The sequence below is a fragment of the Cupriavidus sp. 86D6 genome (assembly GCF_057815095.1).
Genome location: NZ_JBYPSB010000016.1, coordinates 52,312 through 78,509, shown reverse-complemented (window position 1 = coordinate 78,509; position 26,198 = coordinate 52,312). Strand labels below are relative to the sequence as shown.

Annotated in this window: 32 protein-coding genes; 2 read left to right on the top strand and 30 right to left on the bottom strand. The window is 64.0% G+C overall.

Annotated elements, in window-relative coordinates; translation table 11 throughout:
- Window positions 1-269: 269 nt before the first annotated feature.
- Genes AC3G88_RS25185 through petA form a run of 3 tightly spaced genes read right to left on the bottom strand, consistent with a single transcriptional unit; the run spans window position 270 to window position 3,072 of the window.
- The gene (locus AC3G88_RS25185; protein WP_400394392.1) at window positions 270-1,013 is read right to left on the bottom strand and encodes a cytochrome c1; all 744 of its coding nucleotides are present in this window, start codon (window positions 1,011-1,013) and stop codon (window positions 270-272) included.
- 35 nt (window positions 1,014-1,048) lie between these two features.
- Window positions 1,049-2,452: a cytochrome b gene (locus AC3G88_RS25180; RefSeq protein ID WP_092602083.1), complete on the bottom strand. Its 1,404-nt coding sequence runs from the start codon at window positions 2,450-2,452 to the stop codon at window positions 1,049-1,051.
- Between the two features lie 2 nt (window positions 2,453-2,454).
- On the bottom strand, window positions 2,455-3,072 hold the full coding sequence (petA, locus tag AC3G88_RS25175) for a ubiquinol-cytochrome c reductase iron-sulfur subunit (protein WP_092602085.1): 618 nt from the start codon (window positions 3,070-3,072) through the stop codon (window positions 2,455-2,457).
- Window positions 3,073-3,316: 244 nt separating this feature from the next.
- Here petA and mscL point away from each other — a divergent pair, with 244 nt between their 5' ends.
- Window positions 3,317-3,751 carry a large conductance mechanosensitive channel protein MscL gene (mscL, locus tag AC3G88_RS25170; protein ID WP_488774062.1) on the top strand — a complete coding sequence of 145 codons (435 nt, stop codon included), beginning with the start codon at window positions 3,317-3,319 and terminating at the stop codon, window positions 3,749-3,751.
- A 49-nt stretch (window positions 3,752-3,800) separates the two neighbouring features.
- On the opposite strand, the gene AC3G88_RS25165 is transcribed toward mscL, so the two are convergent.
- Window positions 3,801-4,547, bottom strand: a complete 747-nt coding sequence (locus tag AC3G88_RS25165; protein ID WP_488774024.1) for a Nif3-like dinuclear metal center hexameric protein — start codon at window positions 4,545-4,547, stop codon at window positions 3,801-3,803.
- A 20-nt stretch (window positions 4,548-4,567) separates the two neighbouring features.
- Between AC3G88_RS25165 and AC3G88_RS25160 the strand changes: the two genes are divergently transcribed.
- The gene (locus AC3G88_RS25160) at window positions 4,568-5,761 is read left to right on the top strand and encodes a Do family serine endopeptidase (RefSeq protein ID WP_153949130.1); all 1,194 of its coding nucleotides are present in this window, start codon (window positions 4,568-4,570) and stop codon (window positions 5,759-5,761) included.
- A gap of 566 nt (window positions 5,762-6,327) precedes the next feature.
- Here the strand turns inward: AC3G88_RS25160 and AC3G88_RS25155 are convergent.
- The 26 genes from AC3G88_RS25155 to AC3G88_RS25030 all read right to left on the bottom strand — a co-directional run bounded on the left by AC3G88_RS25155 (window position 6,328) and on the right by AC3G88_RS25030 (window position 26,191).
- Window positions 6,328-7,485 (bottom strand): porin, encoded by a 1,158-nt coding sequence (locus AC3G88_RS25155; protein WP_488774023.1) that lies wholly within the window; start codon window positions 7,483-7,485, stop codon window positions 6,328-6,330.
- Between the two features lie 254 nt (window positions 7,486-7,739).
- Entirely contained in the window at window positions 7,740-8,540 is an 801-nt protein-coding gene (gene tatC, locus AC3G88_RS25150) for a twin-arginine translocase subunit TatC (RefSeq protein WP_488774022.1), read from the bottom strand.
- Window positions 8,541-8,542: 2 nt separating this feature from the next.
- The gene (gene tatB / locus AC3G88_RS25145; RefSeq protein ID WP_488774021.1) at window positions 8,543-9,061 is read right to left on the bottom strand and encodes a Sec-independent protein translocase protein TatB; all 519 of its coding nucleotides are present in this window, start codon (window positions 9,059-9,061) and stop codon (window positions 8,543-8,545) included.
- Between the two features lie 90 nt (window positions 9,062-9,151).
- Window positions 9,152-9,391 carry a Sec-independent protein translocase subunit TatA gene (gene tatA, locus AC3G88_RS25140; protein WP_488774020.1) on the bottom strand — a complete coding sequence of 80 codons (240 nt, stop codon included), beginning with the start codon at window positions 9,389-9,391 and terminating at the stop codon, window positions 9,152-9,154.
- Between the two features lie 159 nt (window positions 9,392-9,550).
- Window positions 9,551-9,907: a histidine triad nucleotide-binding protein gene (locus AC3G88_RS25135; protein WP_153949125.1), complete on the bottom strand. Its 357-nt coding sequence runs from the start codon at window positions 9,905-9,907 to the stop codon at window positions 9,551-9,553.
- Window positions 9,908-9,992: 85 nt separating this feature from the next.
- Complete coding sequence (locus tag AC3G88_RS25130; RefSeq protein ID WP_488774019.1) at window positions 9,993-10,385, bottom strand: DUF4870 family protein; 393 nt, start codon at window positions 10,383-10,385, stop codon at window positions 9,993-9,995.
- A 67-nt stretch (window positions 10,386-10,452) separates the two neighbouring features.
- Window positions 10,453-10,839, bottom strand: a complete 387-nt coding sequence (locus tag AC3G88_RS25125) for a phosphoribosyl-ATP diphosphatase (RefSeq protein WP_488894096.1) — start codon at window positions 10,837-10,839, stop codon at window positions 10,453-10,455.
- Window positions 10,836-11,243 (bottom strand): phosphoribosyl-AMP cyclohydrolase, encoded by a 408-nt coding sequence (gene hisI, locus AC3G88_RS25120; RefSeq protein WP_488774017.1) that lies wholly within the window; start codon window positions 11,241-11,243, stop codon window positions 10,836-10,838. Before hisI ends, AC3G88_RS25125 begins: the two co-directional genes overlap by 4 nt.
- A gap of 2 nt (window positions 11,244-11,245) precedes the next feature.
- On the bottom strand, window positions 11,246-12,016 hold the full coding sequence (gene hisF / locus AC3G88_RS25115; RefSeq protein ID WP_066731152.1) for an imidazole glycerol phosphate synthase subunit HisF: 771 nt from the start codon (window positions 12,014-12,016) through the stop codon (window positions 11,246-11,248).
- 78 nt (window positions 12,017-12,094) lie between these two features.
- A complete protein-coding gene (hisA, locus tag AC3G88_RS25110) occupies window positions 12,095-12,838 on the bottom strand; it encodes a 1-(5-phosphoribosyl)-5-[(5-phosphoribosylamino)methylideneamino]imidazole-4-carboxamide isomerase (protein WP_153949121.1) in 744 nt (247 codons plus the stop codon).
- Window positions 12,839-13,012: 174 nt separating this feature from the next.
- On the bottom strand, window positions 13,013-13,666 hold the full coding sequence (gene hisH / locus AC3G88_RS25105; protein ID WP_488774016.1) for an imidazole glycerol phosphate synthase subunit HisH: 654 nt from the start codon (window positions 13,664-13,666) through the stop codon (window positions 13,013-13,015).
- Entirely contained in the window at window positions 13,663-14,286 is a 624-nt protein-coding gene (locus tag AC3G88_RS25100) for a YchE family NAAT transporter (RefSeq protein WP_488774015.1), read from the bottom strand. Before AC3G88_RS25100 ends, hisH begins: the two co-directional genes overlap by 4 nt.
- 102 nt (window positions 14,287-14,388) lie before the next feature.
- Window positions 14,389-14,976 carry an imidazoleglycerol-phosphate dehydratase HisB gene (gene hisB, locus AC3G88_RS25095; protein ID WP_066731163.1) on the bottom strand — a complete coding sequence of 196 codons (588 nt, stop codon included), beginning with the start codon at window positions 14,974-14,976 and terminating at the stop codon, window positions 14,389-14,391.
- A gap of 7 nt (window positions 14,977-14,983) precedes the next feature.
- Entirely contained in the window at window positions 14,984-16,084 is a 1,101-nt protein-coding gene (hisC, locus tag AC3G88_RS25090; protein ID WP_488774014.1) for a histidinol-phosphate transaminase, read from the bottom strand.
- Between the two features lie 34 nt (window positions 16,085-16,118).
- A complete protein-coding gene (gene hisD, locus AC3G88_RS25085; protein ID WP_400391793.1) occupies window positions 16,119-17,453 on the bottom strand; it encodes a histidinol dehydrogenase in 1,335 nt (444 codons plus the stop codon).
- Window positions 17,454-17,513: 60 nt separating this feature from the next.
- Window positions 17,514-18,188, bottom strand: coding sequence for an ATP phosphoribosyltransferase (gene hisG / locus AC3G88_RS25080; RefSeq protein WP_153949116.1), 675 nt, complete (start codon window positions 18,186-18,188; stop codon window positions 17,514-17,516).
- A 47-nt stretch (window positions 18,189-18,235) separates the two neighbouring features.
- Entirely contained in the window at window positions 18,236-19,486 is a 1,251-nt protein-coding gene (gene murA / locus AC3G88_RS25075) for a UDP-N-acetylglucosamine 1-carboxyvinyltransferase (RefSeq protein ID WP_488774013.1), read from the bottom strand.
- Window positions 19,487-19,551: 65 nt separating this feature from the next.
- Window positions 19,552-19,800 carry a BolA family protein gene (locus AC3G88_RS25070; RefSeq protein ID WP_092602220.1) on the bottom strand — a complete coding sequence of 83 codons (249 nt, stop codon included), beginning with the start codon at window positions 19,798-19,800 and terminating at the stop codon, window positions 19,552-19,554.
- Between the two features lie 34 nt (window positions 19,801-19,834).
- Complete coding sequence (locus AC3G88_RS25065) at window positions 19,835-20,662, bottom strand: ABC transporter permease (RefSeq protein WP_488774012.1); 828 nt, start codon at window positions 20,660-20,662, stop codon at window positions 19,835-19,837.
- Window positions 20,659-21,609 (bottom strand): ABC transporter ATP-binding protein, encoded by a 951-nt coding sequence (locus AC3G88_RS25060; RefSeq protein WP_488774011.1) that lies wholly within the window; start codon window positions 21,607-21,609, stop codon window positions 20,659-20,661. The genes AC3G88_RS25065 and AC3G88_RS25060 overlap by 4 nt, the downstream gene beginning before the upstream one ends.
- A gap of 250 nt (window positions 21,610-21,859) precedes the next feature.
- A complete protein-coding gene (locus tag AC3G88_RS25055) occupies window positions 21,860-22,162 on the bottom strand; it encodes an STAS domain-containing protein (RefSeq protein WP_153949113.1) in 303 nt (100 codons plus the stop codon).
- A 137-nt stretch (window positions 22,163-22,299) separates the two neighbouring features.
- Entirely contained in the window at window positions 22,300-22,929 is a 630-nt protein-coding gene (locus AC3G88_RS25050) for an MlaC/ttg2D family ABC transporter substrate-binding protein (RefSeq protein ID WP_400391777.1), read from the bottom strand.
- A 250-nt stretch (window positions 22,930-23,179) separates the two neighbouring features.
- On the bottom strand, window positions 23,180-23,974 hold the full coding sequence (locus AC3G88_RS25045; protein ID WP_488774010.1) for an MlaA family lipoprotein: 795 nt from the start codon (window positions 23,972-23,974) through the stop codon (window positions 23,180-23,182).
- A complete protein-coding gene (gene mlaD / locus AC3G88_RS25040; RefSeq protein WP_488774009.1) occupies window positions 23,971-24,543 on the bottom strand; it encodes an outer membrane lipid asymmetry maintenance protein MlaD in 573 nt (190 codons plus the stop codon). The genes AC3G88_RS25045 and mlaD overlap by 4 nt, the downstream gene beginning before the upstream one ends.
- Window positions 24,544-24,566: 23 nt before the next feature.
- Complete coding sequence (mlaE, locus tag AC3G88_RS25035) at window positions 24,567-25,343, bottom strand: lipid asymmetry maintenance ABC transporter permease subunit MlaE (RefSeq protein ID WP_101680505.1); 777 nt, start codon at window positions 25,341-25,343, stop codon at window positions 24,567-24,569.
- The gene (locus tag AC3G88_RS25030) at window positions 25,340-26,191 is read right to left on the bottom strand and encodes an ABC transporter ATP-binding protein (protein ID WP_400391767.1); all 852 of its coding nucleotides are present in this window, start codon (window positions 26,189-26,191) and stop codon (window positions 25,340-25,342) included. The genes mlaE and AC3G88_RS25030 overlap by 4 nt, the downstream gene beginning before the upstream one ends.
- Window positions 26,192-26,198: the final 7 nt, after the last annotated feature.

The following is a 26,198-nucleotide window of genomic DNA, read 5'->3' as shown; positions in this document are numbered from 1 at the left end:
CGCCAAATCTATTGAAATTTGACGAACTTGGCGGTGCTAACTCTGGACAGGGCAAACATTCTGTCAGAACGGCCCATTGAAAAGCAAATTAGTTACAAATAGCCGATCGGGCTTGCAGGTGTCTTCTGCGACGCTTTCGACCCGGATAGCGCAAAACGAAAGGGCCGGCGCGGTGCTGCACTGCTGCAACTTCCGCGCCGGCCCTTTGGGTGGCGAGTCCTGCGTTGTTACATATTGCGTTACAACTGCCGGCCCTCGCGCGCGCGGGCTTACTTCACATCTTTCCAGTACGCGGCGTTCAGGCGCCAAGCGAACACGGTGAGCACGCCCAGGAACAGCAGTACCCAGACGCCCAGGCGCTTGCGGTGGCTCTGGGCCGGCTCGGCCATCCAGTTCAGGTAGTTCACCAGATCGGCCACGGCCTGGTCGTATTCCTGCGTGCTCATCTTGCCCGGCGTGATCTGCTCCCATCCGGCCAGTTTGTGCACCTTTTCGCCGTGTTCTTCCACCTCGGTGTACTTGGGCGCGCGCTGACCCTGCAGTTCCCACAGCACATGCGGCATGCCCACGCTCGGGAAGACCAGGTTGTTCCAGCCCGTGGCGCGCGCGTCGTCTCGGTAGAAGGTGCGCAGGTACGTGTAGAGCCAGTCGTTGCCGCGGGCACGCGCGATAACCGACAGGTCCGGCGGAATGGCGCCGAAGAAGGCCTTGGCATCCTTCGGCGGCATGGCGATCGTCATCGTTTCGCCAACCTTGTCGGCCGAGAACAGCAGGTTCTGGCGGATCTGATCGTCCGTCAGGTCCAAGTCCTTGAGCCGGTTGTAGCGCATCATCGACGCGCCGTGGCAGTTCAGGCAGTAGTTGACGAACAGCTTGGCGCCACGCTGCAGCGACGATACGTCGCTCGTGTCCAGCGGGGCCGGTTCCAGCGGATAACCGCCTTCTGAGGCCATCGCGGGCAGCGCGGCAAGGCATGCGCCGACCAGTGCGAAGATCGAAAGCAACTTTTTCATCTTGTGTCCTTGTCCTCTTGTAGGGTCGCAGCGTCTTAGTGCGGATGGAACGTGACGCGCTCCGGCACCGGCTTGAACGTGCCGGCACGGCTCCACAGCGGCATGGTCAGGAAGAAGGCGAAGTACAGCAGCGTACCGAGTTGCGACACCTTCTCGCCCACCGGCGACGGCGGTTGGACGCCGAGGTAGCCGAGGACCAGGAACACCACCACGAAGACGATCAGGATCGACTTGTGGAAAGCGGGACGATAGCGGATGGACTTGACCGGCGAGCAGTCGAGCCACGGCATGAAGAACAGCACGATGACCGAGCCGCCCATCACCAGCACGCCCCAGAACTTGGCGTCGATGAAATAGAAGCCGACGGCCAGCACCACCAGCACGGCGATCGAGCCGATGCGGATGCGTGCGTCCTTCGTGCGCAGGAACACCATGCCCAGCACGACCGCGAAGAACAGCCACAGGATCGGCAGGAAGTTCGACGTCGTGGCGCGCAGCATCGAGTAGAACGGCGTGAAGTACCACACCGGCGCAATGTGCGGCGGCGTCTTCAGCGGATCGGCCGGGAAGAAGTTGTTGGCTTCCAGGAAGTAGCCGCCAACTTCCGGGAAGAAGAAGATCACGGCCGAGAAGATGATCAGGAAGCCGGTCACGCCCAGCAGGTCATGCACCGAGTAGTACGGGTGGAACGGGATACCGTCCAGCGGGATGCCGTTCTCGTCTTTCTTCGCCTTGATCTCCACGCCGTCCGGGTTGTTCGAACCCACTTCATGCAGCGCGATGATGTGCGCCACTACCAGGCCCAGCAGCACCAGCGGCACGGCAATGACGTGGAACGAGAAGAAGCGGTTCAGCGTGGCATCGCTCACCACGTAGTCGCCGCGGATGAACAGCGACAGGTCCTGGCCGATCACCGGGATCGCCGAGAACAGGTTCACGATCACCTGCGCGCCCCAGTACGACATCTGGCCCCACGGCAGCAGGTAGCCCATGAACGCTTCGGCCATCAGGCACAGGAAGATCAGGCAGCCGAAGATCCAGACCAGCTCGCGCGGCTTGCGGTACGAGCCGTACAGCAGCCCGCGGAACATGTGCAGGTACACCACGACGAAGAACGCCGAGGCGCCGGTGGAATGCATGTAGCGCACCAGCCAGCCCCACGGGACCTCGCGCATGATGAACTCCACGCTGGCGAACGCCACGGGAATGCCGGCCGCGTTGAGCGTGCCGTCTGGCTTGTAGTTCATCACCAGGAAGATGCCGGTGACGATCTGGATGACCAGCACCAGCAGCGCCAGCGATCCGAAGAAGTACCAGAAGTTGAAGTTCTTCGGTGCGTAATACTTGGAGAGGTGGTCTTCCCAAAGCTGCGTCGCGGGGAAACGGGCGTCGATCCAGCCCAGCAGCCCGGTAGTCTTGACTTCTTTTTCGGCCGCCATGATCACGCTTCTCCTTTCTCGTCCTTGCCGATCACGATCTTGGTGTCGGACAGGAACTGGTACGGGGGTACGTCAAGATTCTGCGGGGCAGGCTTGTTCTTGAACACGCGGCCTGCCAGATCGAAGGTGGAACCGTGGCAGGGGCACAGGAAGCCGGGGTCCGCGCCAAGCTGCGGGTTGGCGCCCGAGGCAAACGGGCCCGAGGGCGAACAGCCAAGATGGGAGCAGATGCCGACCACGACCAGCAGGTCCTTGTGTTCGGCGCGCGAACGGGTCTCGTTCTTGCAATAGTCCGGCGTCTTCATGGTGAAGGGAACGTCCGAACCGGGGTCCGCTACCTCTGCGTCGGTCTTCTTGAGCGAGGCAAGCATTTCGGGGGTACGGCGCAGGATCCAGACCGGTTTGCCGCGCCATTCAACCGTCATCATTTCGCCGGGTTTCAGGCCGCCCACGTCGGCTTCGACGGGCGCCCCGGCGGCCTTGGCCTTTTCCGACGGTGCAAAGGTGCTGACGAACGGTACTGCTACTGCAACGCCTCCTACGCCGCCCGCGACTGAGGTCGCGATCAACCAATTGCGGCGACCTTTGTCTACGTTCTTCACGTCTTGCTGGTCACTCATTCCAAACCCCAGGGGATGTCATCAATTGAATCCTGCGTCAACAAAAAATTATACCTGAGGCACATCTGGCGACGATAGGCGAACTACTGATAGCCGTGGCGCCGATAATCGTTCATGGGATCGGATGGGGAATCGCAGCGGAAAGCGTTCTAATGCGGCATCCAGACTTGCACTCGAGGTTGCGATGATGCAGGCTTTGTCAAATACAAACGTTAATCTGGAACAACAAATTGGAGAAAAACCGATGGGAATGATGAGCGAGTTCCGAACTTTCGCGATGCGCGGCAACGTGATCGACCTGGCTGTGGGTGTGATCATCGGCGCTGCGTTCGGGAAGATCGTCGATTCTGTCGTCAACGACCTGATCATGCCGCTGGTGGGCCGCGTCGTGGGCAAGCTCGATTTTTCGAACATGTTCGTCATGCTGGCCGAGCCGCCGCCGGGTGTGCCGCACACCCTCGATGCCTTGAAGAAGGCAGGCGTGCCGGTGTTCGCCTACGGCAATTTCCTGACCATTGTGGTCAACTTTGTCATCCTCGCGTTCATCATCTTCCTGATGGTCCGGGCGTTCAACAAGATGCGCGAGAAGGAGCAGGAAGCGCCGAAGCCGGCCGAAACGCCCGAGGACATCAAGCTGCTGCGTGAAATTCGCGACAGCCTGAAGGCCCCGCGCGCCTGATTGCGCCCGAGCGGGTCCGATCTGGCCGAAAATTCCGGGGCCCGGCTGCTCAGACCGGGTTCGGAATATCGATAAAGGTGTGGCGCAGGTCGAAACGTTGCACCAGATGTTCGCCCACGGCCCGGATGCCATACCGTTCCGTGGCGTGGTGGCCGGCTGCGATATAGGCTACCCCGCTCTCTCGCGCCAGATGCGTGGTGGGCTCCGACACTTCCCCGCTCAGGTAAACATCCACGCCCGCCGCGACGGCTGCCGCGAAATACCCCTGCGCGCCGCCGGTGCACCAACCCACGCTGCGAACCATCTGATCCGGATCGCCAAGGGTGAGCGGTTCGCGGTCGAGCACGCCGCCCACGTGGGCGGCGAAGGCGTGCAGCGGCATCGGCTGCGGCAACGTGCCCGTCCAGCCCAGTTGGTCGTCGCTGAAACGACCGTTCGGTGCGATGCCCAGTTGCAGGCCCAGTTGCGCGTTGTTGCCCAGTTCCGCGTGATTATCCAGCGGCAGGTGGAAGGCCATCAGGTTGATGTCGGCCGCTAGGAGTTTCTTCAATCTCGCGTGTTTTTGACCGATGACACGTGCATCTTCGTTCTTCCAGAAGTAACCGTGATGCACCAGGATGGCGTCGGCGCCGGCCTCGATGGCAGCGTCGATCAGCGCCAGGCTGGCGGTGACGCCCGTCACGATGTGGGTGACTTCGGGGCGACCTTGCACTTGGAGCCCATTCGGGCAATAGTCCTTGAAGCGGGAAACTTCCAGCAGGTCGTTCAAGTACAATTCCAGCTCTTTGGTTTTCATTTTCTGGTCAAAACTCCGATATGTTGCGCCGATTCTGGCTGTTCTTTGCTCAGGCCGTCACGGTCGTGCTGGCCGTGTGGTTTGTGATAGCCACGCTCAAACCCGAATGGCTGCAACGCGGGCGGGTGGCCGTGCAGTCGGGGTCGCCTATCGTGGCACTGAAGGAAGTCGTGCCCAGCGTGGCCGGCTCTGCAGCGCAGGGTTCCTATAGCGATGCCGCCAAGGAAGCGATGCCTGCGGTGGTCAACATCTTCACCAGCAAGAACGGCACGAAACGGTCGCCCAACCCCCAGGCGGAGGATCCGTGGTTCCGGTTCTTCTTTGGCGATCGGCTGCCGGAACGCCAGGAGCCGGTGTCCAGCCTGGGTTCAGGCGTGATCGTCAGCGCCGAGGGTTACATTCTAACCAACCACCATGTGGTGGATGGCGCCGATGAAATCGAGGTGGCGCTGACCGACGGTCGCAAGGCCAACGCGAAGGTCGTGGGTTCCGATCCCGAGACCGATCTGGCCGTCCTGAAGATCACGCTCAAGGATCTGCCCGCGATCACGCTGGGCCGCATCGAGAACGTGAAGGTGGGCGATGTGGTGCTGGCCATCGGCAATCCGTTCGGCGTCGGCCAGACCGTGACGATGGGTATCGTCTCGGCGCTGGGACGCAGCCACCTTGGCATCAATACCTTCGAAAACTTCATCCAGACCGACGCAGCCATCAACCCGGGCAACTCGGGCGGCGCGCTGGTGGATGCGCAGGGCAACCTGCTGGGTATCAACACCGCGATCTATTCACGCTCCGGCGGCTCGCTGGGTATCGGTTTCGCTATTCCCGTATCGACGGCCAAGCAGGTGATGGAATCGATCATCTCGACCGGCAGCGTGACGCGCGGCTGGATCGGCGTGGAGCCCCAGGACCTGACGCCGGAGATCGCCGAATCGTTTGGCCTGGATGCGAAGGAAGGTGCGCTGATCGCCGCAGTAGTCCAGGGCGGGCCAGCCGACAAGGCCGGCGTGAAGCCTGGCGACGTACTGGTATCGGTCGACAACCAGGTGATTTCGGATACGACTGCGCTGCTCAATGCCATCGCGCAGCTCAAGCCGGGTGCCGAAGTCAAGATGAAGGTGATTCGCCGTGGCAAGCCGGCCGACATCGCGGTGATGATCGGCAAGCGCCCGCCGCCGCCGCGCCGCGCCATGCCGCTGGACGAGGAAGAGTGATGGGTAGCAGGCGGTTTCGCTGCCGCCCTACGGCTAGCTCTAGCTGACGCTCAGCCGAACCCTTAGCGTTACGGCTTCAAAGCGAAAGCCCCTGCCAGTGATGGCCGGGGCTTTTTGTATTCTGGCAGGTGTCCAGCGGCAGTCGATATGACATGCGATGTGGGCTGCGAGCCGATGAAGCGCGCCGGAAACAGTTGCGGCGATCGCTCTCCCCTCGTGCCAGGTGTGCATCTTGTAGCGTGAGACCTGCGGCAAGGGCGCAGGACAGGAACGCTACACGAGATCGAATTACGCGCGCACCATTCCTACCGCCTTGATGCTGTACAGATGCCCTCGGGAATGATCAGCTGGGGCAACCGCGCGCGCGGGGTGTCGATGGGGGCCGCCCCGGCGTCACGATACGGGCCCACGCCGCATTTCGCCTCGCCAGCCACCGCACCCATACGTGAGCCGTGAACCGTGACGCGCAGAGCTATTCGCCGCGCCAAAAACAAAACGCCGGCATCCTTTCGGATACCGGCGTTTTGATCAAGCCGAATCTGAAGCGGGCTTACACCCGCATCAAATTAGAACTTGTGGCGAACACCAACCACAGCGCCGAACTGGTTGTACGAACCTTGCGTCGTACCGAAGCCCGAACCACCTTGGTTGCCGGTTTGACCCGACGACACGCCCAGGGTCGAACCGTCCTTGTTCTTGGCGTACGACAGGTTCAGGTACGCGTCGGTGCGCTTCGAGAAGGCGTAGTCCGTCGACACCACGAACGACCACGGATCAGCCTTGGTGTTGCGGAAGTCTTGGTAGTAAGCGGCGCCCGTCAGCGACAGAGCCGGGGTCAGCTGGTAGCCAGCACCCAGCCAGTACAGGTTCGACACCGTAGCGTTCGACAGCGTACCGTTGTTGGTGGTCACGCCACCCGGCAGGATCGCGCCCGACAGAGCGTGGGCGTAACGATAACCAGCGAACACCTTGGCCGGGCCGAAGGCATACGTACCAGCCACCGAAGCGCGCTGGATCTTGGCGTTCGGGTTCGTACCCGCACCGGCCACCGGAGCGCCCAGGTTGGTTTCGTCGAAGATCGCGCCGATCGAGAACGGGCCGCCGTTGTAAATCAGGCTGGCGCTGTACTCACGACCGGTGTGGTAGTTACCCGGGATTTCTCCCGAAACGCCTTGGAAGGCGTTGGCCGTACCAACGGTGTTGGCGCCGGTGCTGTACAGCAGCGAGCCGGTCAGGCCACCGAACGTGCCGGTGTACTTGATCGAGTTGTCAGCGCGGCTCGAGAAGCCAGCGTCTTGAGCGGTGATCGAGTAGTTCGTCGAGATGGCCATCGGATCGAAGGCCAGACCGAAGTCATAGAACGGCGTCTGATGACGGCCCAGGCTCAGCGTACCGTACTGGCTTTGCAGACCCACGAAAGCTTGACGACCGAACAGACGGCCACCTTGACCCGACGTGCCGGTGTCCAGGTTGAAACCGCTTTCCAGCACGAAGACGCCCTTCAGGCCACCGCCCAGGTCTTCCACGCCGCGCAGGCCCCAACGGCTGCCGGACATGTTGCCCGAGGTCAGGCGAACTACGTCGTGGCTACCGGTCACGCCCGGCTGGTGGTTAGCGTACTCAACGCCAGCGTCAACCACACCGTACAGGGTCACGCTCGACTGGGCATAGGCACCGCCGGCGGCCAGAGCGGCAACGGCAGCTGCAAACAGTTTCATCTTCATATCGACACTTTCCTTGTCAACTGATTGGGAAATCTTGGTTGCCCAAGTGCTTGGGCGACGCATTAACCTTCACGTCTGCGTCGTATTATGTGTCACCCCCCCAGCGCGTCAGAAGTCTTTTTCGCCGTAAACACGGTTTACCGACGCTTCTTGTTGTGACGAAGCAACAGCAAACACGGGGGATTTCACCAATTTGGTGCAAAACACAGCATTCAGACTATCCGGATACAGCCCGTTAACAACTGTCCCGGAACTCAGTCTGCCTGCGTTTCACCTTCGGCAGGGGCGCCAAGCGGCTGCCTTGTCACAAAACGGGCCATCAACAGGCCCAGCTCGTACAGTGCCACTAGCGGAACGGCGAGCAACAGTTGTGACATCACATCAGGCGGCGTGACCACGGCGGCGATGATGAATGCGCCAACAATCACGTACGGACGGATCTGCTTGAGTTTTTCCAGTTCCACCACGCCGAACTTCACCAGCACGATCACCACCACCGGCACCTCGAAGGTGATGCCGAATGCCAGGAAGGTCGTCATGGCAAAGCTCAGGTACTTGTCGATGTCGGTCGACATCTCGGCCCCGAGCGGCGCGTTGTAGTGCGCCATGAAGTGGAACACCGTCGGGAACACCAGAAAGTATGCGAAGGCCACGCCGCACAGGAACAGCACGTAGCTGCTGCTCACCAGCGGCAGGATCAGCTTCTTCTCATGCTGGTACAGCCCCGGCGCGACAAAGCGCCAGATCTGGTAGAGCACCCATGGCAGCGCGATCAGGAACGACACCAGCATCGTGACCTTCATCGGCACGAAAAACGAACCGGTGACATCGGTCACGATCATGCGGCCGTTCTTGGGCAGCGACTGCGTCAGCGGCGCCGAGAACAGGTTGAAGATTTCCGCCGCCCAGTAGACCAGGCCAAGAAAGACGATGATGACCCCCGCCACCGCCTTCACCAGCCGCTCGCGCAGCTCGATCAGGTGGGAAATGAAGGTCTCTTGCTGGGACTCGTCGTTGGGATCGTGGGAGTCGTTGGGGTCTTGGGTGCCCGCCATGCTTACTCGAAGAAGGAACGGTTACGGCCGCTGGCCGTGCGATGACGCTTGACGCGGGCCGCGCCGGACTGCACCCACACGCGCACGTTCTGCTGGCGCTTGAACCAGATCGGCCGCGCGCCCTGCTTGACGCGCCAGCTCTTGCGGCCGTTATGGGATTTGTGCGCGCTGTCCCAGCTGGGCACATAGCCGGCGCTGACGCCGCTGGCGTCGGATCCGCCCGTGCCGGAAGCCTCCACACCGCCCAGTGCCTCGTTCAGCGCCTGGGTGTGTTCGTTGACTTCCTTGTGGATGGTCTGCTCGACGTCGCGCGCGGCGTTCTCGAATTCCGTGCGCATCTTGCGCAGTTCCTCGAGTTCGACCTCGCGGCTGACCTCGGCCTTGACGTCATTGATATAGCGTTGTGCGCGACCGACTAGGGCGCCGACCGTGCGCGCCACCTTTGGCAGACGCTCGGGGCCGATCACGATCAGCGCCACGGCGCCGATCAGTGCCAGCTTGGAAATGCCGAGATCGATCATGCGAAAACCGGAACTGAGACACAGGATTGGCGGGCCGCGCCGTGCGCGGCCGCCGGGAGGATGGCTGACAAGAAAAAAACGGCCGGCGGATTATTCCTGGCGCTGCTTTTCCTTGGCTTCCACGTCGATCGTGGTGGCGTCGCGCAGTTCCTTGGCCGCGGCGGCGGGCTTGGCGCCAGGTTCCTCGGCGTTGCCGTCCTTCATGCCATCCTTGAAGCCCTTCACCGCGCCACCCAGGTCCTGGCCGATATTGCGCAGCTTCTTGGTACCGAAGACGAGCATGACGATCACCAGCACGATCAGCCAGTGCCAAATGCTAAACGAACCCATTTCTTGCTCCTGATAAAGCCGCGGGCGTCGGAATATGATCGCCCGGCCCCGTAGTTCCGTCCTTCAAAGGCCGCGTCGGGGCGACGGTACCCGACGCAACATCTGGCCGGGACATCGCTGCCCCAGCCCCTTCTCATGCCAGGCTTCCCGAACCTGCGTTCAGAACGCCGGTGACTTCCACTGGTCGCGCGGGCCGCCGAGTACGTGCAGATGGAGATGGAACACCTCCTGTCCGCCGTCCGTGCCGGTGTTGATCACCGTACGGAAGCCGTTGTTGCAGCCGGCAAGGCGTGCCAGTTCGGGCACCTTGAGCATTATTCTAGCAAGCACATCCGCATCGCCGGACCCGCAGTCAGCCAGCGAATCGACATGCGATTTCGGAATGACCAGAAAGTGTACCGGCGCCTTGGGATGGATATCGTGAAACGCCAGCAGATCGTCGTCCTCGTACAGCTTGCTGGACGGGATCTGACCGGCCACGATCTTGCAGAAAATGCAATTGTCCTGGGATTTCATGAAGTTCTTGTTGCAGCTTGTCAGCACACTGCACCAAATTGTGCCGTCCTGCTGCCACTTTTGTCGCGATCTTGCCGGTCTGGCTTCAGAACGGCTCGCCCGGATACATCGGCCTGCGGTCGTTCAGGTACAGCCAGCCCTTGACGATACGATACAGTATCCACAGTGACAAAATGCAGAAAACGGCGATTGCCACGGGGAACAGCAACACCGTCACGAACATGATGCCGCCCGCCACGTACCAGACGATCGACCACCAGAACGTGCGGATCTGCCACGCAAAGTGCGAGGCATACACCGTTCCCCGGGTGTCATCGCGCTTTACGTAGTTGACGATGATGGCGATCAGCGCCGTAATGCCGCCCGTAAACCAGTGGATCGCATACAGCGCATAAAGGATGTGCGTCAGCTTGCGCAATCCGTCGAGCTTGTCCGCATCAGCGGTTGTCGTCACCTGCGTGGTGTAGTCCGTCGCCATCGTGCCCTCCAGCGTTGCACCGCGTTATGCCGTGTCCGGAACATTCCGGGCGGCCATAGGCTCAATGCTACTCCTTGCGACTGGCTTTCTCGACCAGCCCCGACAGCCCCTCGCGGCGCGCCAGTTCGTTGACCACGTCGGCCGGCGTGGCGCCGATATGCGAGAGCAGCACCATCGTGTGGAACCAGAGATCGGCCACTTCGTAGACCACCTTGCCCACGGCTTCGTCGGCCAGGCCGGCCGCGCGGGCGTCCTTGGCCGCCATTACGGTCTCGGTGGCTTCCTCGCCGATCTTCTTCAGGATGGCGTCGTCGCCCTTCCTGAACAGCTTGGCCACATAGGATTTGTCGGGGTCGCCGCCGTTTTCGGGCTTGCGCGATTCCAGCGTGGCGGCCACGCGGGCCAGCACGTCTGCCGAGTCGGCCGAGCCAGTCGTTTGCGTGTCCTGGCTCATGGCTTGGCCGCGTAGATCGCCGAAGGGTCCTTGATCACCGGCTCGACGGTATGCCAGTCGCCCGACTCGACGTCGCCTTCGAACTTCTGGAAGAAACACGAGTGCCGGCCGGTATGGCAGGCAATGCTGTCGATCTGGGTGACCTTCAGCAGGACCACGTCCTCGTCGCAATCCAGCCGGATTTCGTGCACCTTCTGCACGTGGCCCGACTCCTCGCCCTTGTGCCACAGGCGCTTGCGCGAGCGCGACCAGAACACGGCCTCGCCCAACTCAACCGTGCGCTGCAGCGCCTCGCGGTTCATGAACGCGAACATCAGCACGTCATTGGACCCCGTCTCCTGGACGATCACCGGCACCAGGCCGTTGTCGTCCCACTTCACCTTGTTCAACCACTTCTTTGCCATGATCAGATCCGGACGGGGATGCCCTCGCGGGCCATGAATGCCTTTGCTTCGCCAACGGTGTGCTGGCCGTAGTGGAAGATGCTGGCCGCCAGCACCGCATCCGCGTGACCGAGCTTGATGCCATCGGCCAGATCCTGCAGGCCGCCCACGCCACCTGATGCAATAACGGGTACCGGCACGGCGTCGCTGACCGCGCGCGTCAGTTCCAGGTCGAATCCGCTCTTGGTGCCGTCGCGGTCCATGCTGGTCAGCAGGATTTCGCCGGCGCCGCGGCGCGCCATCTCGCGGGCCCACTCCACGGCGTCCAGGCCGGTCGCCTTGCGTCCGCCGTGGGTAAAGACTTCCCAGCGGGCCGGCTCGCCCGGCGCCGAACTGCGCTTGGCATCGATGGCCACCACGATGCACTGCGAGCCGTACTTGCCGGTCGCATCTGAAACCAGTTGCGGATTGGCGATGGCCGACGAATTCACGCTGATCTTGTCCGCCCCGGCATTGAGCAGCCGGCGCACGTCTTCCACGGCGCGCACGCCGCCGCCCACGGTCAGCGGGATGAACACCTGCGAAGCCACGGCCTCGATGATATGAAGGATCAGGTCGCGACCGTCGCTGGTCGCGGTGATGTCGAGAAAAGTGATTTCATCGGCACCCTGCTCGTCATAGCGGCGAGCGATTTCCACGGGGTCGCCAGCATCGCGCAGTTCGACGAAGTTGACACCCTTGACCACCCGCCCGTTGGTGACGTCGAGGCAGGGGATGATACGTTTGGCTAGCATGTGGTTCCTTGCCTGCCGCGCCCGCCCGGGGCACGGCTGGTTGTGGCGTCCTGCCTGGTGGCGTGACGCGGCCGCCGGTTACTCGGCCGTCAGCTTGTCCGCGTGCGCCTGGGCGTCGGCAAAGACCAGGTCGCCCGAATAGATCGCGCGGCCGCAGATCACACCTTCCACGCCCTCGCCTTCCACGGCGCAGAGCTGGTCGATGTCGGCCATGTTCGACAGGCCGCCGCTGGCGATCACCGGGATCGACATCGACTGGGCCAGCTTGACCGTGGCGTCGATGTTGATGCCCTGCAGCATGCCGTCGCGGCCGATGTCGGTGTAGATGATGGCTTCCACGCCGTAGTCTTCGTACTTGCGTGCCAGATCCGCCACTTCATGGCCCGTCAGCTTGCTCCAGCCATCGGTGGCCACCTTGCCGTCCTTGGCATCGAGCCCGACGATGATGTGGCCGCCGAACGCCGAGCAGGCGTCCTTCAGGAATCCGGGGTTCTTCACGGCCGCGGTGCCGATGATCACGTACGACAGGCCGTCGTCGAGCCAGCGTTCGATCGTGTTCAGATCGCGGATACCCCCGCCGAGCTGGACCGGAATCTCGTCGCCGACTTCCGCGATGATGGCCTTGATGGCTGCCTCGTTGCGGGGCTTGCCAACAAAGGCGCCGTTCAGGTCGACCAGATGCAGGCGACGCGCACCCTGGTTCACCCAGTGACGTGCCATGGCGGCGGGATCTTCGGAAAAGACGGTAGCCTGGTCCATATCGCCTTGTTTGAGGCGTACACACTGACCGTCCTTCAGGTCGATGGCCGGAATGAGCAACATAGCGTAACGAGCGTGGTGGTTGTGTAAAGGAAAAGGGCAGCGATGCCAGCGCGGGCTGCGCGGGCGCTCAGGTCATGTCAGTTTTGCAGTGGATGCAGTCTGGGTCGGTGGCTCTGAACGGCAGGTATCGCTGTTGATCTTGTGGCGCTTCTGGTAACAGGTGCTTCTGACGCTTTACGGATTCCAGTGCACGAAATTCCGGTATAGCTGCAAACCCATCGCGGCGCTCTTCTCCGGGTGGAACTGCGTGGCGAAAATATTATCGCGTGCCACCGCGCTGGTAAACACGACGCCATAGTCCGTCTCGCCGGCAATATGCGCGGGCTCCTGCGCCTGCACATAATAGCTGTGCACGAAGTAAAACCAGCTGTTGTCCGGGATGCCCTGCCACATCGGGTGCGCCATTGCCTGCCGCACGCGGTTCCAGCCCATCTGCGGCACCTTGAAGCGCGAGCCATCCGGCTGCATCATCCCTTCCAGTTCAAAGCGGATCACCTCGCCCGGCATCAGGCCCAGGGCTGGCGTGCTGGCCGCGCCCGACCTGACTTCACTGCTGCGTTCGAACAGCATCTGTTCGCCAACGCACACACCCAGCATCGGCTTCGACGCCGCGGCCTCCAGCACGGCCTGCTGCAGCCCCGAATCTCCCAGGGCGCCCATGCAGTCGGGCATCGCACCCTGCCCCGGCAGCACCACGCGGTCCGCCGCGCGGATCGCCTCGGGGCGGTCCACAACCTGCACGTCCGCTTCCGGTGCCGCGGCACGCAGAGCCTGCGCCACCGAGCGCAGGTTGCCCATGCCGTAATCCACAATTGCTATGGTAGTCATGATTTCAAAACAGGCAACAATGTCTTCAGCCCGTCCACAATGAATTCAACGGCCAGCGCCGACAGGATCAATCCCATCAGGCGCGTGCCGATATTGATCCCGGTCCTGCCAACCACCCGTGCGATGGGGTCCGCCGCACGGAACGTGCCATACACCACCAGCCCCAGCAGCACGCCGATCCCGACCAGGATCAGCAGCTCGTACCAGTGATTCGTCTTGCCCGCATACACGATCACGGTGCTGATCGATCCCGGCCCGGTCAGCAACGGCAGCGCCAGCGGCACCACCGCGATACTGGTCTTGGCCTCGGCCTCGTCCTCTTCCTCGGGCGTGGCCTTGGTCCGGCCCGTCTGGGCGTTGAGCATGTTCATGGCCATCATGATCATGATCAGCCCGCCGCCCACCTGCAGCGACGCCACCGAGATATTGAAGAACTCGATGATCTGCTGGCCCAGCAACGCCGACAAGCCCACCACGATCGCCACGGCAATCGACGCCGTCTTGATCGTCTTCAGCTTCTCCGCCTCGGTCTGCTGGCTGGTCAGGCTGATGAAGAACGGGATCGCCCCGATCGGATTGATCAGCGCCAGCAGCGAGATGAAAGACTTGAGCGTATCCATCGGATGCGGGTGTGTCCGGGGTTGTCAGCGTCGCCGCAACCAGCCGGCACGCCTGCTATATGGGGGCGCAGGTCAGTGTTTCAGGTCAGACACCAGTATGGGTCAGAGCGTACCCTTGGTCGATGGAATCTGGTTGGCCGCACGCGGATCCAGCTCCACCGCCATGCGCAACGCACGGCCAAAGGCCTTGAACACCGTTTCGCACTGGTGGTGGGCGTTGATGCCGCGCAGGTTGTCGATATGGAGCGTCACCCCGGCGTGGTTGACGAAGCCGCGGAAGAACTCGATCGTCAGGTCGACGTCGAAGCTGCCCACCCGGGCGCGCGTGAACGGCACGTGGAATTCCAGCCCCGGGCGGCCCGAGAAGTCGATCACCACGCGCGACAGGCACTCGTCCAGCGGCACATAGCTGTGGCCGTAGCGGGTGATGCCCTTCTTGTCGCCGATGGCGCGCGCCACGGCCTGGCCCAGCGTAATGCCGACGTCTTCCACCGTGTGGTGGTCGTCGATATGGGTGTCGCCCGTGGCCTCCACCTCCAGGTCGAACATGCCATGCCGGGCAATCTGGTCCAGCATGTGGTCGAGGAATGGCACGCCGGAAGCCAGCTTCTGGCGGCCGGTGCCATCAAGGTTCAGCGAAACGCGGATTTGCGTTTCCGAGGTATTGCGGGTGACCTCTGCAACACGCATGGTGGGGTTAATCCTGCAATGAGGCACGGAATGCCTCAAGAAACTGCGCGTTTTCTTCGGGGGTGCTGACCGTCACGCGCAGACAGTTGGCCAGCAATGCGTGCATTTTACTCACGTTCTTGATCAATACCTTCCGCGCCAGCACGCGCTCGAACGTCTGTGCCGCATCCGGCACGCGCACCAGCAGGAAGTTGGCGGCGCTCGGGTAGACCGTCACGCCCGGCATGGCCGCCATGGCGTCGGCCAGCTTCGCGCGCTCGGCACGCAGCTGGGCGGCCTGGTCGTCCAGCACATCCACATGTTCCAGCGCGAACAGCGCGGTGGCTTCGGTCAGCACGTTGACGTTGTACGGCGGGCGCACCTTGTCCAGTTGCGACAGCCATTCCGGCGACCCCGCCATGTAGCCCAGGCGGATACCGGCGAGCCCCAGCTTCGACACCGTGCGCATCACCAGCAGGTTGCCGAACCCGGTCAGGCGCGGCATCCAGCTTTCCTGGGCGAACGGCTGGTAGGCCTCGTCCACCACCACCAGGCTCTGGCATACCTCGCCCTGCGCGGCGCGCACGATCGCTTCCATGTCGGCGGCGTCGAACAGGTTGCCGGTGGGGTTGTTCGGGTAGGCCAGATAGATGATGGCGGGCTTGTGCTCGGCCATCGCGGCCAGCATGGCGGCGCGGTCCAGCGTGAAATCCGCACGCAACGGCACGCCGACAAACCCGAGGCCCGCAAACTGAGCCGACATCGCATACATGACGAAGCCAGGCACCGGCGCCAGCACCTTGGCACCCGGCTTCGATGCGGCCAGCGAAATGATGCTGATCAGTTCGTCCGAACCGTTGCCCAGCATCACGTCCATGCCGGCTGGCACCTTCATGACCGACTTGAGCTGCGCGCGCAGCGCCTCGCTGCTGGGCACCGGGTAGCGGTTCAGGGCCACCTCGCCCAGCCGCGCGGCCAGTTGGCCGCGCAGGTCGGGCGGCAGCCGGTACGGGTTCTCCATCGCGTCGAGCTTCACCAGTCCGTGCGAGTCGGCGACATGATAGGCGCCCATGGCGCGCACGTCGTCACGGATGATGCGTTCGATCAGGGATGGGTCTACGGCTGGCATGATGGTCCTATGGTTTCGTGCCTTGCGGCATGTCTTAACGCTTGAATCGGTACTCGGCGCTGCGCGCGTGGGCCTGCAGCCCCTCGCCATAGGCCAGTTCGGCGGCGATCTGGCCCAGCATCTGCGCCCCGCCCTCGCTGACCTCGATCAGGCTCGAACGCTTCTGGAAGTCGTACACGCCCAGCGGCGACGAGAAGCGCGCGGTGCGCGAGGTGGGCAGCACGTGGTTCGGGCCCGCGCAGTAGTCGCCCAGCGACTCGCTGGTATAGCGGCCCAGGAAGATGGCGCCCGCATGGCGGATCTTCTCGCTCCACTGGCGCGGGTGTTCGGCCGAAATCTCCAGGTGCTCGGGCGCGATGGCGTTGGCGATCTCGCAGGCTTCTTCCATGTCGCGCACCTTGACCAGGGCACCGCGCCCGGCCAGCGAGGCGGCGATGACTTCGCGGCGCGGCATCGTCGGCAACTGGCGCTGGATGCTCTCTTCCACGCGGTTCAGGTAGGCCTCGTCCGGACACAGCAGGATCGACTGCGCCAGTTCGTCGTGCTCGGCCTGCGAGAACAGGTCCATGGCCACCCAGTCCGGATCGGTCGTGCCGTCGCAGATCACCAGGATTTCCGACGGGCCGGCGATCATGTCGATGCCGACCGTGCCGAACACGCGGCGCTTGGCGGCGGCCACATAGGCATTGCCCGGGCCGACGATCTTGTCCACCTGCGGCAGCGTGGCGGTACCGAACGCCAGCGCGCCCACGGCCTGCGCGCCGCCGATCGTGAACACCCGGTCCACGCCGGCGATCTGCGCGGCGGCCAGCACCAGTTCGTTGCGCACGCCACCGGGCGTGGGCACGACCATGATCACTTCCTTGACGCCAGCCACGCGCGCGGGGATCGCATTCATCAGCACCGACGACGGGTAAGCGGCCTTGCCGCCGGGCACGTACAGGCCCACGCGGTCCAGCGGGGTCACCTTCTGGCCCAGCATGGTGCCGTCGGCCTCGGTGTATTCCCAGCTATGGCTGCCGCATTCGATCTTCTGCTTCTCGTGGTAGGCGCGCACGCGGGCGGCGGCGGCCTCCAGCGCGGCGCGGCGCTTCGGCTCCAGGTCTTCCAGCGCCGCTTCCAGTTGGGATTGCGACAGCTCCAGCGCGCCCATCGAGGGGGCTTCCAGGCGGTCGAAACGGCGCGTGTATTCGAGCACGGCCTCGTCGCCGCGGCGGCGCACGTCAGCCAGGATATCGGCAGCGGCGCGATCGATGGCCTCGTCTTCCGACGCCTCGAACGCCAGCACCTGGCGCAGGGCATCGGCAAAGCCGGGCTCGGTCGAGTCGAGCCGGCGGATCGACAGGTTTTCCATATCGGTGTCGTTCATGACTGCTTGTCCTCGGGGAATCCCTGACGGATTCCCGGTCGGGTTCAACTTGTGCGTACCTCAGGCGAGCGCCGCCGAGGCCCGTTCGAATGCTTCCAGGATCGGCGCCAACCGTTCCCGTTTGAGCTTCAGCGCCGCCTGGTTGACCACCAGGCGAGACGAGATCTGCACGATCTCCTCCACTTCGACCAGGTTGTTCGCGCGCAGCGTGCCGCCGGTGCTGACCAGGTCGACGATGGCATCGGACAGCCCCACCAGCGGGCCCAGCTCCATCGAGCCGTACAGCTTTATCAGGTCCACGTGCACGCCCTTCTTGGCGAAGTGCTCGCGGGCGGTCTGCACGTACTTGGTGGCCACGGCCAGGCGCGCGCCCTGCCGCACCGCGTTGGCGTAGTCGAACCCGGCAGGCACCGCCACCGACATGCGGCAGCGCGCGATGTTCAGGTCGATCGGCGCGTACAGGCCGGTCATGCCGTGCTCCATCAGCACGTCCTTGCCGGCCACGCCGAAGTCGGCCGCGCCATACTGCACGTAGGTCGGCACGTCCGACGCGCGCACGATGATCACGCGCACGGCCGGGTCCGACGTGGGCAGGATCAGCTTGCGCGAGGTCTCGGGGTCCTCGGTCACCTGAATGCCGGCCGCGGCCAGCAGCGGCAGCGTTTCGGTAAAGATGCGGCCCTTGGACAGTGCCAGCGTCAGCTGGTTGGGCGAGGCGTTGAAAGCGGGACTCATCGTCAGTTCTTCAAGGTTCGGGGCGGCTTGGGGCGGCGGCTTCTGGTTCAGGCGATCCGGCGGATCTTCGCGCCGACGGCCGACAGCTTGTCTTCCATGCGGTCGTAGCCGCGATCCAGGTGGTAGATGCGGTCGATCGTCGTTTCGCCATCGGCCACCAGGCCGGCAATGACGAGACTGGCCGATGCACGCAGGTCGGTGGCCATCACGTTGGCGCCCGACAGGCGCGGCACGCCGGTCACCACCGCGGTGTTGCCCTCGGCCGTGATGTTCGCGCCCAGACGGTTCAGCTCCTGCACGTGCATGAAGCGGTTTTCGAAGATCGTCTCGGTGATGCGCGCCGTGCCTTCGGCCACCGCGTTCAGGGCCATGAACTGGGCCTGCATGTCGGTCGGGAAGGCCGGGTATTCCGACGTCCGGAAGCTCACGGCCTGCGGCCGTTGCGGCATGGCCAGGCGGATCCAGTCGTCGCCGGTCTCGACCGTGGCACCGGTCTCGCGCAGCTTGATCAGCACGGCGTCCAGGATCAGCGGCGGGACGTCGCGCACGACGATGTCGCCCAGCGACGCGGCGGCCGCGCACAGGAACGTGCCGGCCTCGATACGGTCGGCCACCACGCTGTGCTGCGCGCCGTGGAGCTTGTCCACGCCCTGCACGATCAGGCGGTCGGTGCCGATGCCCTCGATTTTCGCGCCCATCTTGACCAGCAGTTCGGCCAGATCGGTCACCTCGGGCTCGCGGGCGGCGTTTTCCAGCACGGTCTCGCCTTCGGCCAGCGTGGCGGCCATCAGCAGGTTCTCGGTGCCGGTCACGGTGATCATGTCCGTCACCACGCGGGCGCCCTTCAGGCGGCTGGCGCGGGCGTGGATGAAGCCGTGCTCGATGGTGATTTCCGCACCCATGGCCTGCAGGCCCTTGATGTGCTGGTCCACGGGGCGTGCGCCAATGCCGCAGCCGCCCGGCAACGACACGCGGGCCTCGCCGAAGCGGGCCACCAGCGGGCCCAGCACCAGGATCGACGCGCGCATGGTCTTCACGAGGTCGTAGGAAGCTTCAGGCGAATTGATGTCGGCGCCGTTCAGCGTGGCCACGCCATTGACCATGTCGGCCTGCATGCCCATCTGGCGCAGCAGCTTGAGCATGGTGCGCGTGTCCTGCAGGTCGGGCACGTTGGAAAGCGATACGGTATCGGCGGTCAGCAGGCCGGCACACAGGATGGGCAGGGCGGCGTTCTTGGCGCCCGAGACGCGGACTTCGCCCTTGAGCGGCCCGTTGCCCTGGATCTGGAATTTGTCCATGTTTCTGTCTTGTCAGCCGGCGGCGTCGGACCCGCCGGTATGTTGTCTTGTGAGGGATCGACGCCTTACTTGGCGCCGTCGGCCTGCCATTCGGCCGGCGTCAGCGTCTTCATCGACAGCGCATGGATCTCGGCGCGCATGCGGTCGCCCAGCGCCGCGTAGACGCGCTGGTGCCGCTGGATCAGGCGCTTGCCCTCGAATTCCCCGCTCACGATCGTGGCGAAGAAGTGCTGGCCGTCGCCCTCCACGTGCAGATGTTCGCAGGGCAATCCTTGGGCAATGTAATCCCTGACTTGTTCCGGAGTAGGCAGCATGTCTGTCTCTGTGAATTCGGTGATTTGCGGCAAATCAGTGCCGCAGCTTGTAACCCTTGCGCAGCAGGCGCAGCGCCAGCGCGGCCAGCACCACGAACGCCACGACCACCACGGCCAGGCTGTGCAGCGGCGGCACGTCGGACACGCCGAAGAAGCCGAAGCGGAAGCCGTCGATCATGTAGAAGAACGGGTTGGCGTGCGACACGGCCTGCCAGAACGGCGGCAAGGAATGAATCGAATAGAACACGCCGGACAGGAACGTGGCCGGCATGATCAGAAAGTTCTGGAAAGCGGCCAGCTGGTCGAACTTCTCGGCCCAGATGCCGGCGATCAGGCCCAGCGTGCCCAGGATGCCCGCGCCGGCCAGCCCGAACACCAGGATCCAGAGCGGATGCGCAAAATGCAGGTGTGCAAACCAGGCGGTCACCAGCAGCACGCCCAGGCCCACGCAGAGCCCGCGGATGATCGACGCCGCCACATAGGCGCCGAACATTTCCCAATGCGACAGCGGCGGCAGCAGGATGAACACCAGGTTGCCGGTAATCTTGGACTGGATCAGCGACGACGAACTGTTGGCGAACGCATTCTGCAGCACGCTCATCATCACCAGGCCCGGCACCAGGAAGGCGGTATAGCTGATCTGGTCGTAGACGCGCACGCGGTCTTCGAGCACATGGCCAAAGATCAGCAGGTACAGCACGGCGGTCAGCACCGGCGCGGCCACGGTCTGGAACGATACCTTCCAGAAGCGCAGCACTTCCTTGTAGAGCAGCGTGCGGAAGCCGACCAGGCCGCCGACTTTCATCGATGCCAGACGCCGTTCCTCGCGCTGGGCCACATTGATCTCGGCGGGATTCTTCATGCCGCGGCCTCCATGGCGGCGTTCGGCGTGCTGCCGGGCATCTCGCCCTCGCGGCGCATGATCTGCACGAACACATCCTCCAGGTCGGCCTTGCTGATTTCCATGTCTTCGATTTCACAGCCGGCGGCGCGCAGCGCGGCCAGGATGGGTTCCACGGCCTCGTAGCCCGACAGCCGCAGGCGATGCGCGCGCTCGCCCGGGTTGCCCGGCGTGCGCAGTGCGTCCAGTTCGGCCGGCAGCGACCCCTTCGACAGCGTCAGAACCAGTTGCAGGCCCGCGAACTGGTTCAGCAGGCTGCTGGTGCGGTCCAGCGCCACCACCTCGCCGAACTTGAGCATGGCGATGCGGTCGCACAGTGCCTCGGCTTCTTCCAGGTAGTGGGTGGTCAGGATGATCGTGTGGCCTTCGCGGTTCAGCCGCGAAATGAATTTCCACAGGGTCTGGCGCAGCTCCACGTCTACGCCGGCGGTGGGTTCGTCCAGCACGATCACGGGCGGACGGTGCACCAGCGCCTGGGCCACCAGCACGCGGCGCTTCATGCCGCCCGAAAGCTGGCGCATGTTGCTGTCGGCCTTGTTGGTGAGATCGAGGTTGGCCATGATCTCGTCGATCCAGTCGTCATTGCGCGACAGGCCGAAATAGCCCGACTGCAGCCGCAGGGTCTCGCGCACCGTGAAGAACGGATCGAAAACCAGCTCCTGGGGCACCACGCCCAGCATGCGGCGCGCCATGCGGTAGTCGTCCACCACATCGTGGCCCAGCACGCTGACCGTACCCGAATCGGCGCGGTTCAGCCCGGCCAGAATGGATATCAGCGTGGTCTTGCCCGCGCCGTTGGGGCCGAGCAGGCCGAAGAATTCCCCGCGCTCGACGCTGAAACTGACACCCTTGAGCGCCTGCAGGTTGCGGTAACGCTTGCGGACATCGGTAATTTCGATGGCTTTCATGGCCGAATGTCTTGGGATGGGGCCGCTTGGCGGTCAGCCTTACCTGGATTGGGGGGGCGCCCCTGAGGTTAGCCGCGCAGCACCTGTGGATCGTGTCAGGACACTTGGGGGCGACTTGGGGACGAACAACCCGGAATTATAGGGGATGAGGGGGTTCCCCCGCTCTGCCCGGCGCGGCGCCAGGCCATCGGCCCGACGCCGTGGCATCGCATGGCCGCACGCAATGGCACGCGCGGCGACGGATGCCGGTTCAATGTCGGTGGTGGTGGTGTTCCGGGTGGGTAGCGGTGGCGGTAGCCAGGCCCAGCAGGCCTTCGACCCCATAGAGGGTGGCCAGCGACCGCAGCTGCGGCGACGCACCGGCGACAGTCAACGACTGGCCGCGCTCGGCGGCAGCCCGTTGCCAGGCCAGCAGCACGGCGACGGCGGAGGAATCCACCTGCGTCAGCGCGCTGCAATCCACCGTCACGTCGCCCTGCTGCACGCGCGACAGGCCGTCACGCAGCACGACGGCGGCGTTGCGGTTGGTCAGCGAGGCGCCAAGGGCAGGCATGGATGGATGGGAGCTGGAAACGTGAAACGGGCTTGTCGAAATGAAAACTCCCGCCCGGAGGCGGGAGCGTCTGGCCATTGTAGACCAGTTTGGCCGCGCCGTGCTGCGGCGCAACCAGAATCGCGCGGATCGGCCGCTCAGCCCTTGGCGTTGGCCAGCTGGCGGTTGCGGTCCTGCAGCGTCTTGATGACGCCGTCCACGCCCTGCTGGTTGGCGATGGTGTTGAAGCTGCCCTTGTACGCCTCGGTCAGCCAGGCGCCCAGCACGTTGATGTCATAGACCTTCCAGCCCTCGGCCGTCTTTTCCAGGCGGTAATCCATCTGGATCGGCTCGCCCTTGTTGATGACCTGGGTGCGGATCGTGGCGTCGGTGTCGTCAGCCGTGCCGCGATAGGGACGGAACTGCACCTTCTGGTCGCGGATCTGGGCGATGGCGCCGGCGTACGTGCGGATCAGCAGCGTCTTGAACTCGTCGGTAATCACCTTCTGCTGTTCCGGCGTGGCCTTCGACCAGTTGCGGCCCATGGCGATCTGCGTGGTGCGCGTGAAGTTGGCGTGCGGCAGGATCTTCTGCTCGACGAGCTGGGTAATCTTGCCGATATTGCCGGCCTGCATGTCCTTGTCGGACTGCACGGTGGACATCACGTCGTTCACCACGGCCTTGACCAGGCCGTCCGGCGTCGAGGCGTCGGCCTGCTGCGCGTGCGCGGCGCCAGCGCCGGCAAAGGCAACAACAGTGAGGAAGGGAAGCAGCAGTCGCTTGATCATGTGAATTTTTTCCTTTCTTTCCGGGGACGTCACCTGCAGGGTATCGGCAGGTTCGCGCCCATCCGACAGGGCAACAACGCACCGCCATCGGAAATCATTGAAACACAGGCGTCAGCCGGGCATGGTACCTGCACATGCATGGAACGCCACTTTCATACACTTTGTTTCAGGCCTCACAGCGCGCTCACAGGCGGCCCAGGCACTGTCGGGACAAGGCTGGCGGGCAGACCTTCGTGCTGCCCACGGCGCCTCAGCCCTCTTTGGTATCGGCTCCGGCCGGCGCGGGCTTGCTGCCGCCGTCCTGCTCCTGGGGCGCCTTCGGCTGGGGTTGCTGCGGCGCGTCCTCGTCATCCTGCGACGGCGGATTGCCGTCGTGGATCAGGTATTCCCGGCGCTGCAGGTACGAATCGCGCAGGAACGCGTACTTGTCCAGCGCGGCCGCCTCGATCAGGCTCGTGGCACCCAGCAGCTGGGCCCGGCCGTCGACCACGCGCACGGTGGACACCGACAGGCTCGCGTACCACGGTGAAATATAAGTGGTCGGGTCCATGAAGCGATCCACCACCATGCCGGTGCCGTCGCGCACGCTGCTCGGTCCGAACAGCGGCAGCACCAGGTACGGGCCCGGCGGCACGCCCCACACGCCCATGGTCTGGCCGAAGTCTTCCTTGTACTTCGGCAGGCCGGCCGGCGTGGCGATATCGATCAGGCCGCCCAGGCCGAGCACGCTGTTGATGGCCACGCGCATCGTGTCTTCCGCTGCCCGCGACGGCTTGCCTTGCAGCAGGTTGTTGGCCGCCGAGTAGACATCGCTGACATTTGAGAAGAAGTTGCCCACCGCCGTGCGCACCGGCGACGGGATGTAGTCCTGGTAGCCCTCGGCCACCGGCTTCAGCGCGTATTTGTCCAGATTGTCGTTGAACGTGGAAACGCCACGGTTGAACGGCTCCAGCGGGTCTGCCGGGTTGGCGTTGGGTCCGGTGGCGCAGCCGGCCAGGGCCAGCGCGACCAGCGAAGCCGCGCTCAGGCGATGAAAAGCGCTCATTTGCTGCCGCCCATTCCCGGCGCGGCCGGCAAGGCCGCCGCACCCGCGCCGGACGCATTCGCCGAAGAAGGAGACGGGGCCGGGGCCGACGCGTTGCCGTTGCCGCCGGCGCCGGCATCGGCCGCCTTGTTGTACAGGAACTGGCCGATCAGGTTTTCCAGCACCACGGCCGACTGCGTCATCGTGATCTTGCTGCCCTGGGCCAGCATCTTGTCGTCGCCGCCGGCTTCCAGCCCGATGTACTGCTCGCCAAGCAGCCCCGACGTCAGGATCTTGGCCGACGTGTCGCGCGGGAACGCGTAGCGTTTATCCAGATTCATCGTCACCGTGGCCTGGTATTGCTTGTCGTCGAAGTTGATCGACGCCACGCGGCCCACCACCACGCCGGCACTCTTTACCGGCGCACGCGGCTTCAGCCCGCCGATATTGTCGAACTGCGCGGTCACCGCGTAGGTGTCCTGAAACGACAGGCTGCTCATGTTGCCGGCCTTCAGCGCCAGGAACAGCAGGGCGGCGAAGCCCACCACCACGAACAACCCCACCCAGTAGTCGAGCGAATTTTTCTTCATGCGAGTCTCTTGTCGAATGCTTGTCAGCTGAACATCAGCGCGGTCAGCAGGAAATCCAGGCCGAGCACGGCCAGCGACGCCATCACCACGGTCCGCGTGGTGGCGCGTGAAACGCCTTCGGGCGTCGGGTTCGCCTCGAACCCCTGGTACAGCGCGATGAACGTCACCGCAATGCCAAAAATAAAGCTCTTGATCACGCCGTTCAGCACGTCGGCACGCACATCCACGCCGCCCTGCATCTGCGACCAGAACGCGCCGGCATCCACGCCGATCAGCTGCACGCCAACCAGGTAGCCGCCCAGGATGCCCACCGCGCTGAAGATCGCGGCCAGGATCGGCATGGCGATGACACCGGCCCAGAAACGCGGCGCGATCACGCGCTGCAACGGGTTGACGGCCATCATTTCCATCGCGGTCAGCTGCTCGCCAGCCTTCATCAGGCCGATTTCAGCGGTCAGCGACGTGCCGGCGCGGCCCGCGAACAGCAGCGCCGACACCACCGGCCCCAGTTCGCGCACCAGCGACAGCGCCACCAGCAGGCCCAGCGCCTGCTCGGACCCATAGCGGTTCAGCGTGTAGTACCCCTGCAGGCCCAGCACGAAGCCGACGAACAGGCCCGACACGGCGATGATCACCAGCGACAGGTTGCCGACGAAGAACACCTGGTCGGAAATCAGCCGGAATCGGCGCAGCAGTGCCGGCGACAGCGCCAGCACGGCCAGGAACATGCGCGTGGCACGGCCCAGGCCGCCCACGAACTGGCGCACCGCGGCGCCGATGGTAGTGAAGAAGCCGGTCAACGCGCGCCTCCGGCCAGGAAATCTTCGGCCAGCGTGGGGCCGGCGTAATGGAAAGGTACCGGGCCGTCGGCCTCGGCGTGCACGAACTGGCGCACGAACGGGTCGCTGGACGCCCGCAGGTCGTCGGGCGCACCTTCGGCAGCAATCCTGCCGTTCGCAATGAAATACACGTAATCGGCGATCTGGAAGGTTTCCTGCACGTCGTGCGAGACGATGATGGTGCTGGCGCCCAGCGCGTCGTTGAGGTCTCGGATCAGGTTCGCCGTCAGGCCGAGCGAGATCGGGTCCAGGCCGGCGAACGGTTCGTCGTACATCAGCAGGGCCGGGTCCAGCGCAATAGCCCGCGCCAGCGCCACGCGCCGCGCCATGCCGCCCGAGATCTGCGCCGGCATCAGGTCGCGCGCCCCGCGCAGCCCCACCGCGTTGAGCTTCATCAGCACCAGATCCCGGATCATCGATTCGGGCAGGTCGGTGTGCTCGCGTAGCGGAAATGCGACGTTGTCGAATACCGACAAGTCAGTGAACAGCGCGCCAAACTGGAACAGCATGCCCATCTGGCGGCGCACCGCGTACAGCGCGGTCTGGTCCATGACGTCGATGTCGGCGCCATTGAACGTCACACGGCCGCGCTGCGGGCGCACCATGCCGCCCACCAGCCGCATCACCGTGGTCTTGCCACAGCCCGATCCGCCCATGACGGCCACCACTTTCCCGCGCGGAAAGCGCATGGAAAGGCCGGATAGGATGGGCTTGTCGCCAGCCGCGTATGCAAAATCGACATCCGCGAGTTCGACGACGTTGGGGCCTGTAAAAGCCTGGCCAGACGGGTTCGGCACGGTAGCGGTCACAATGTCA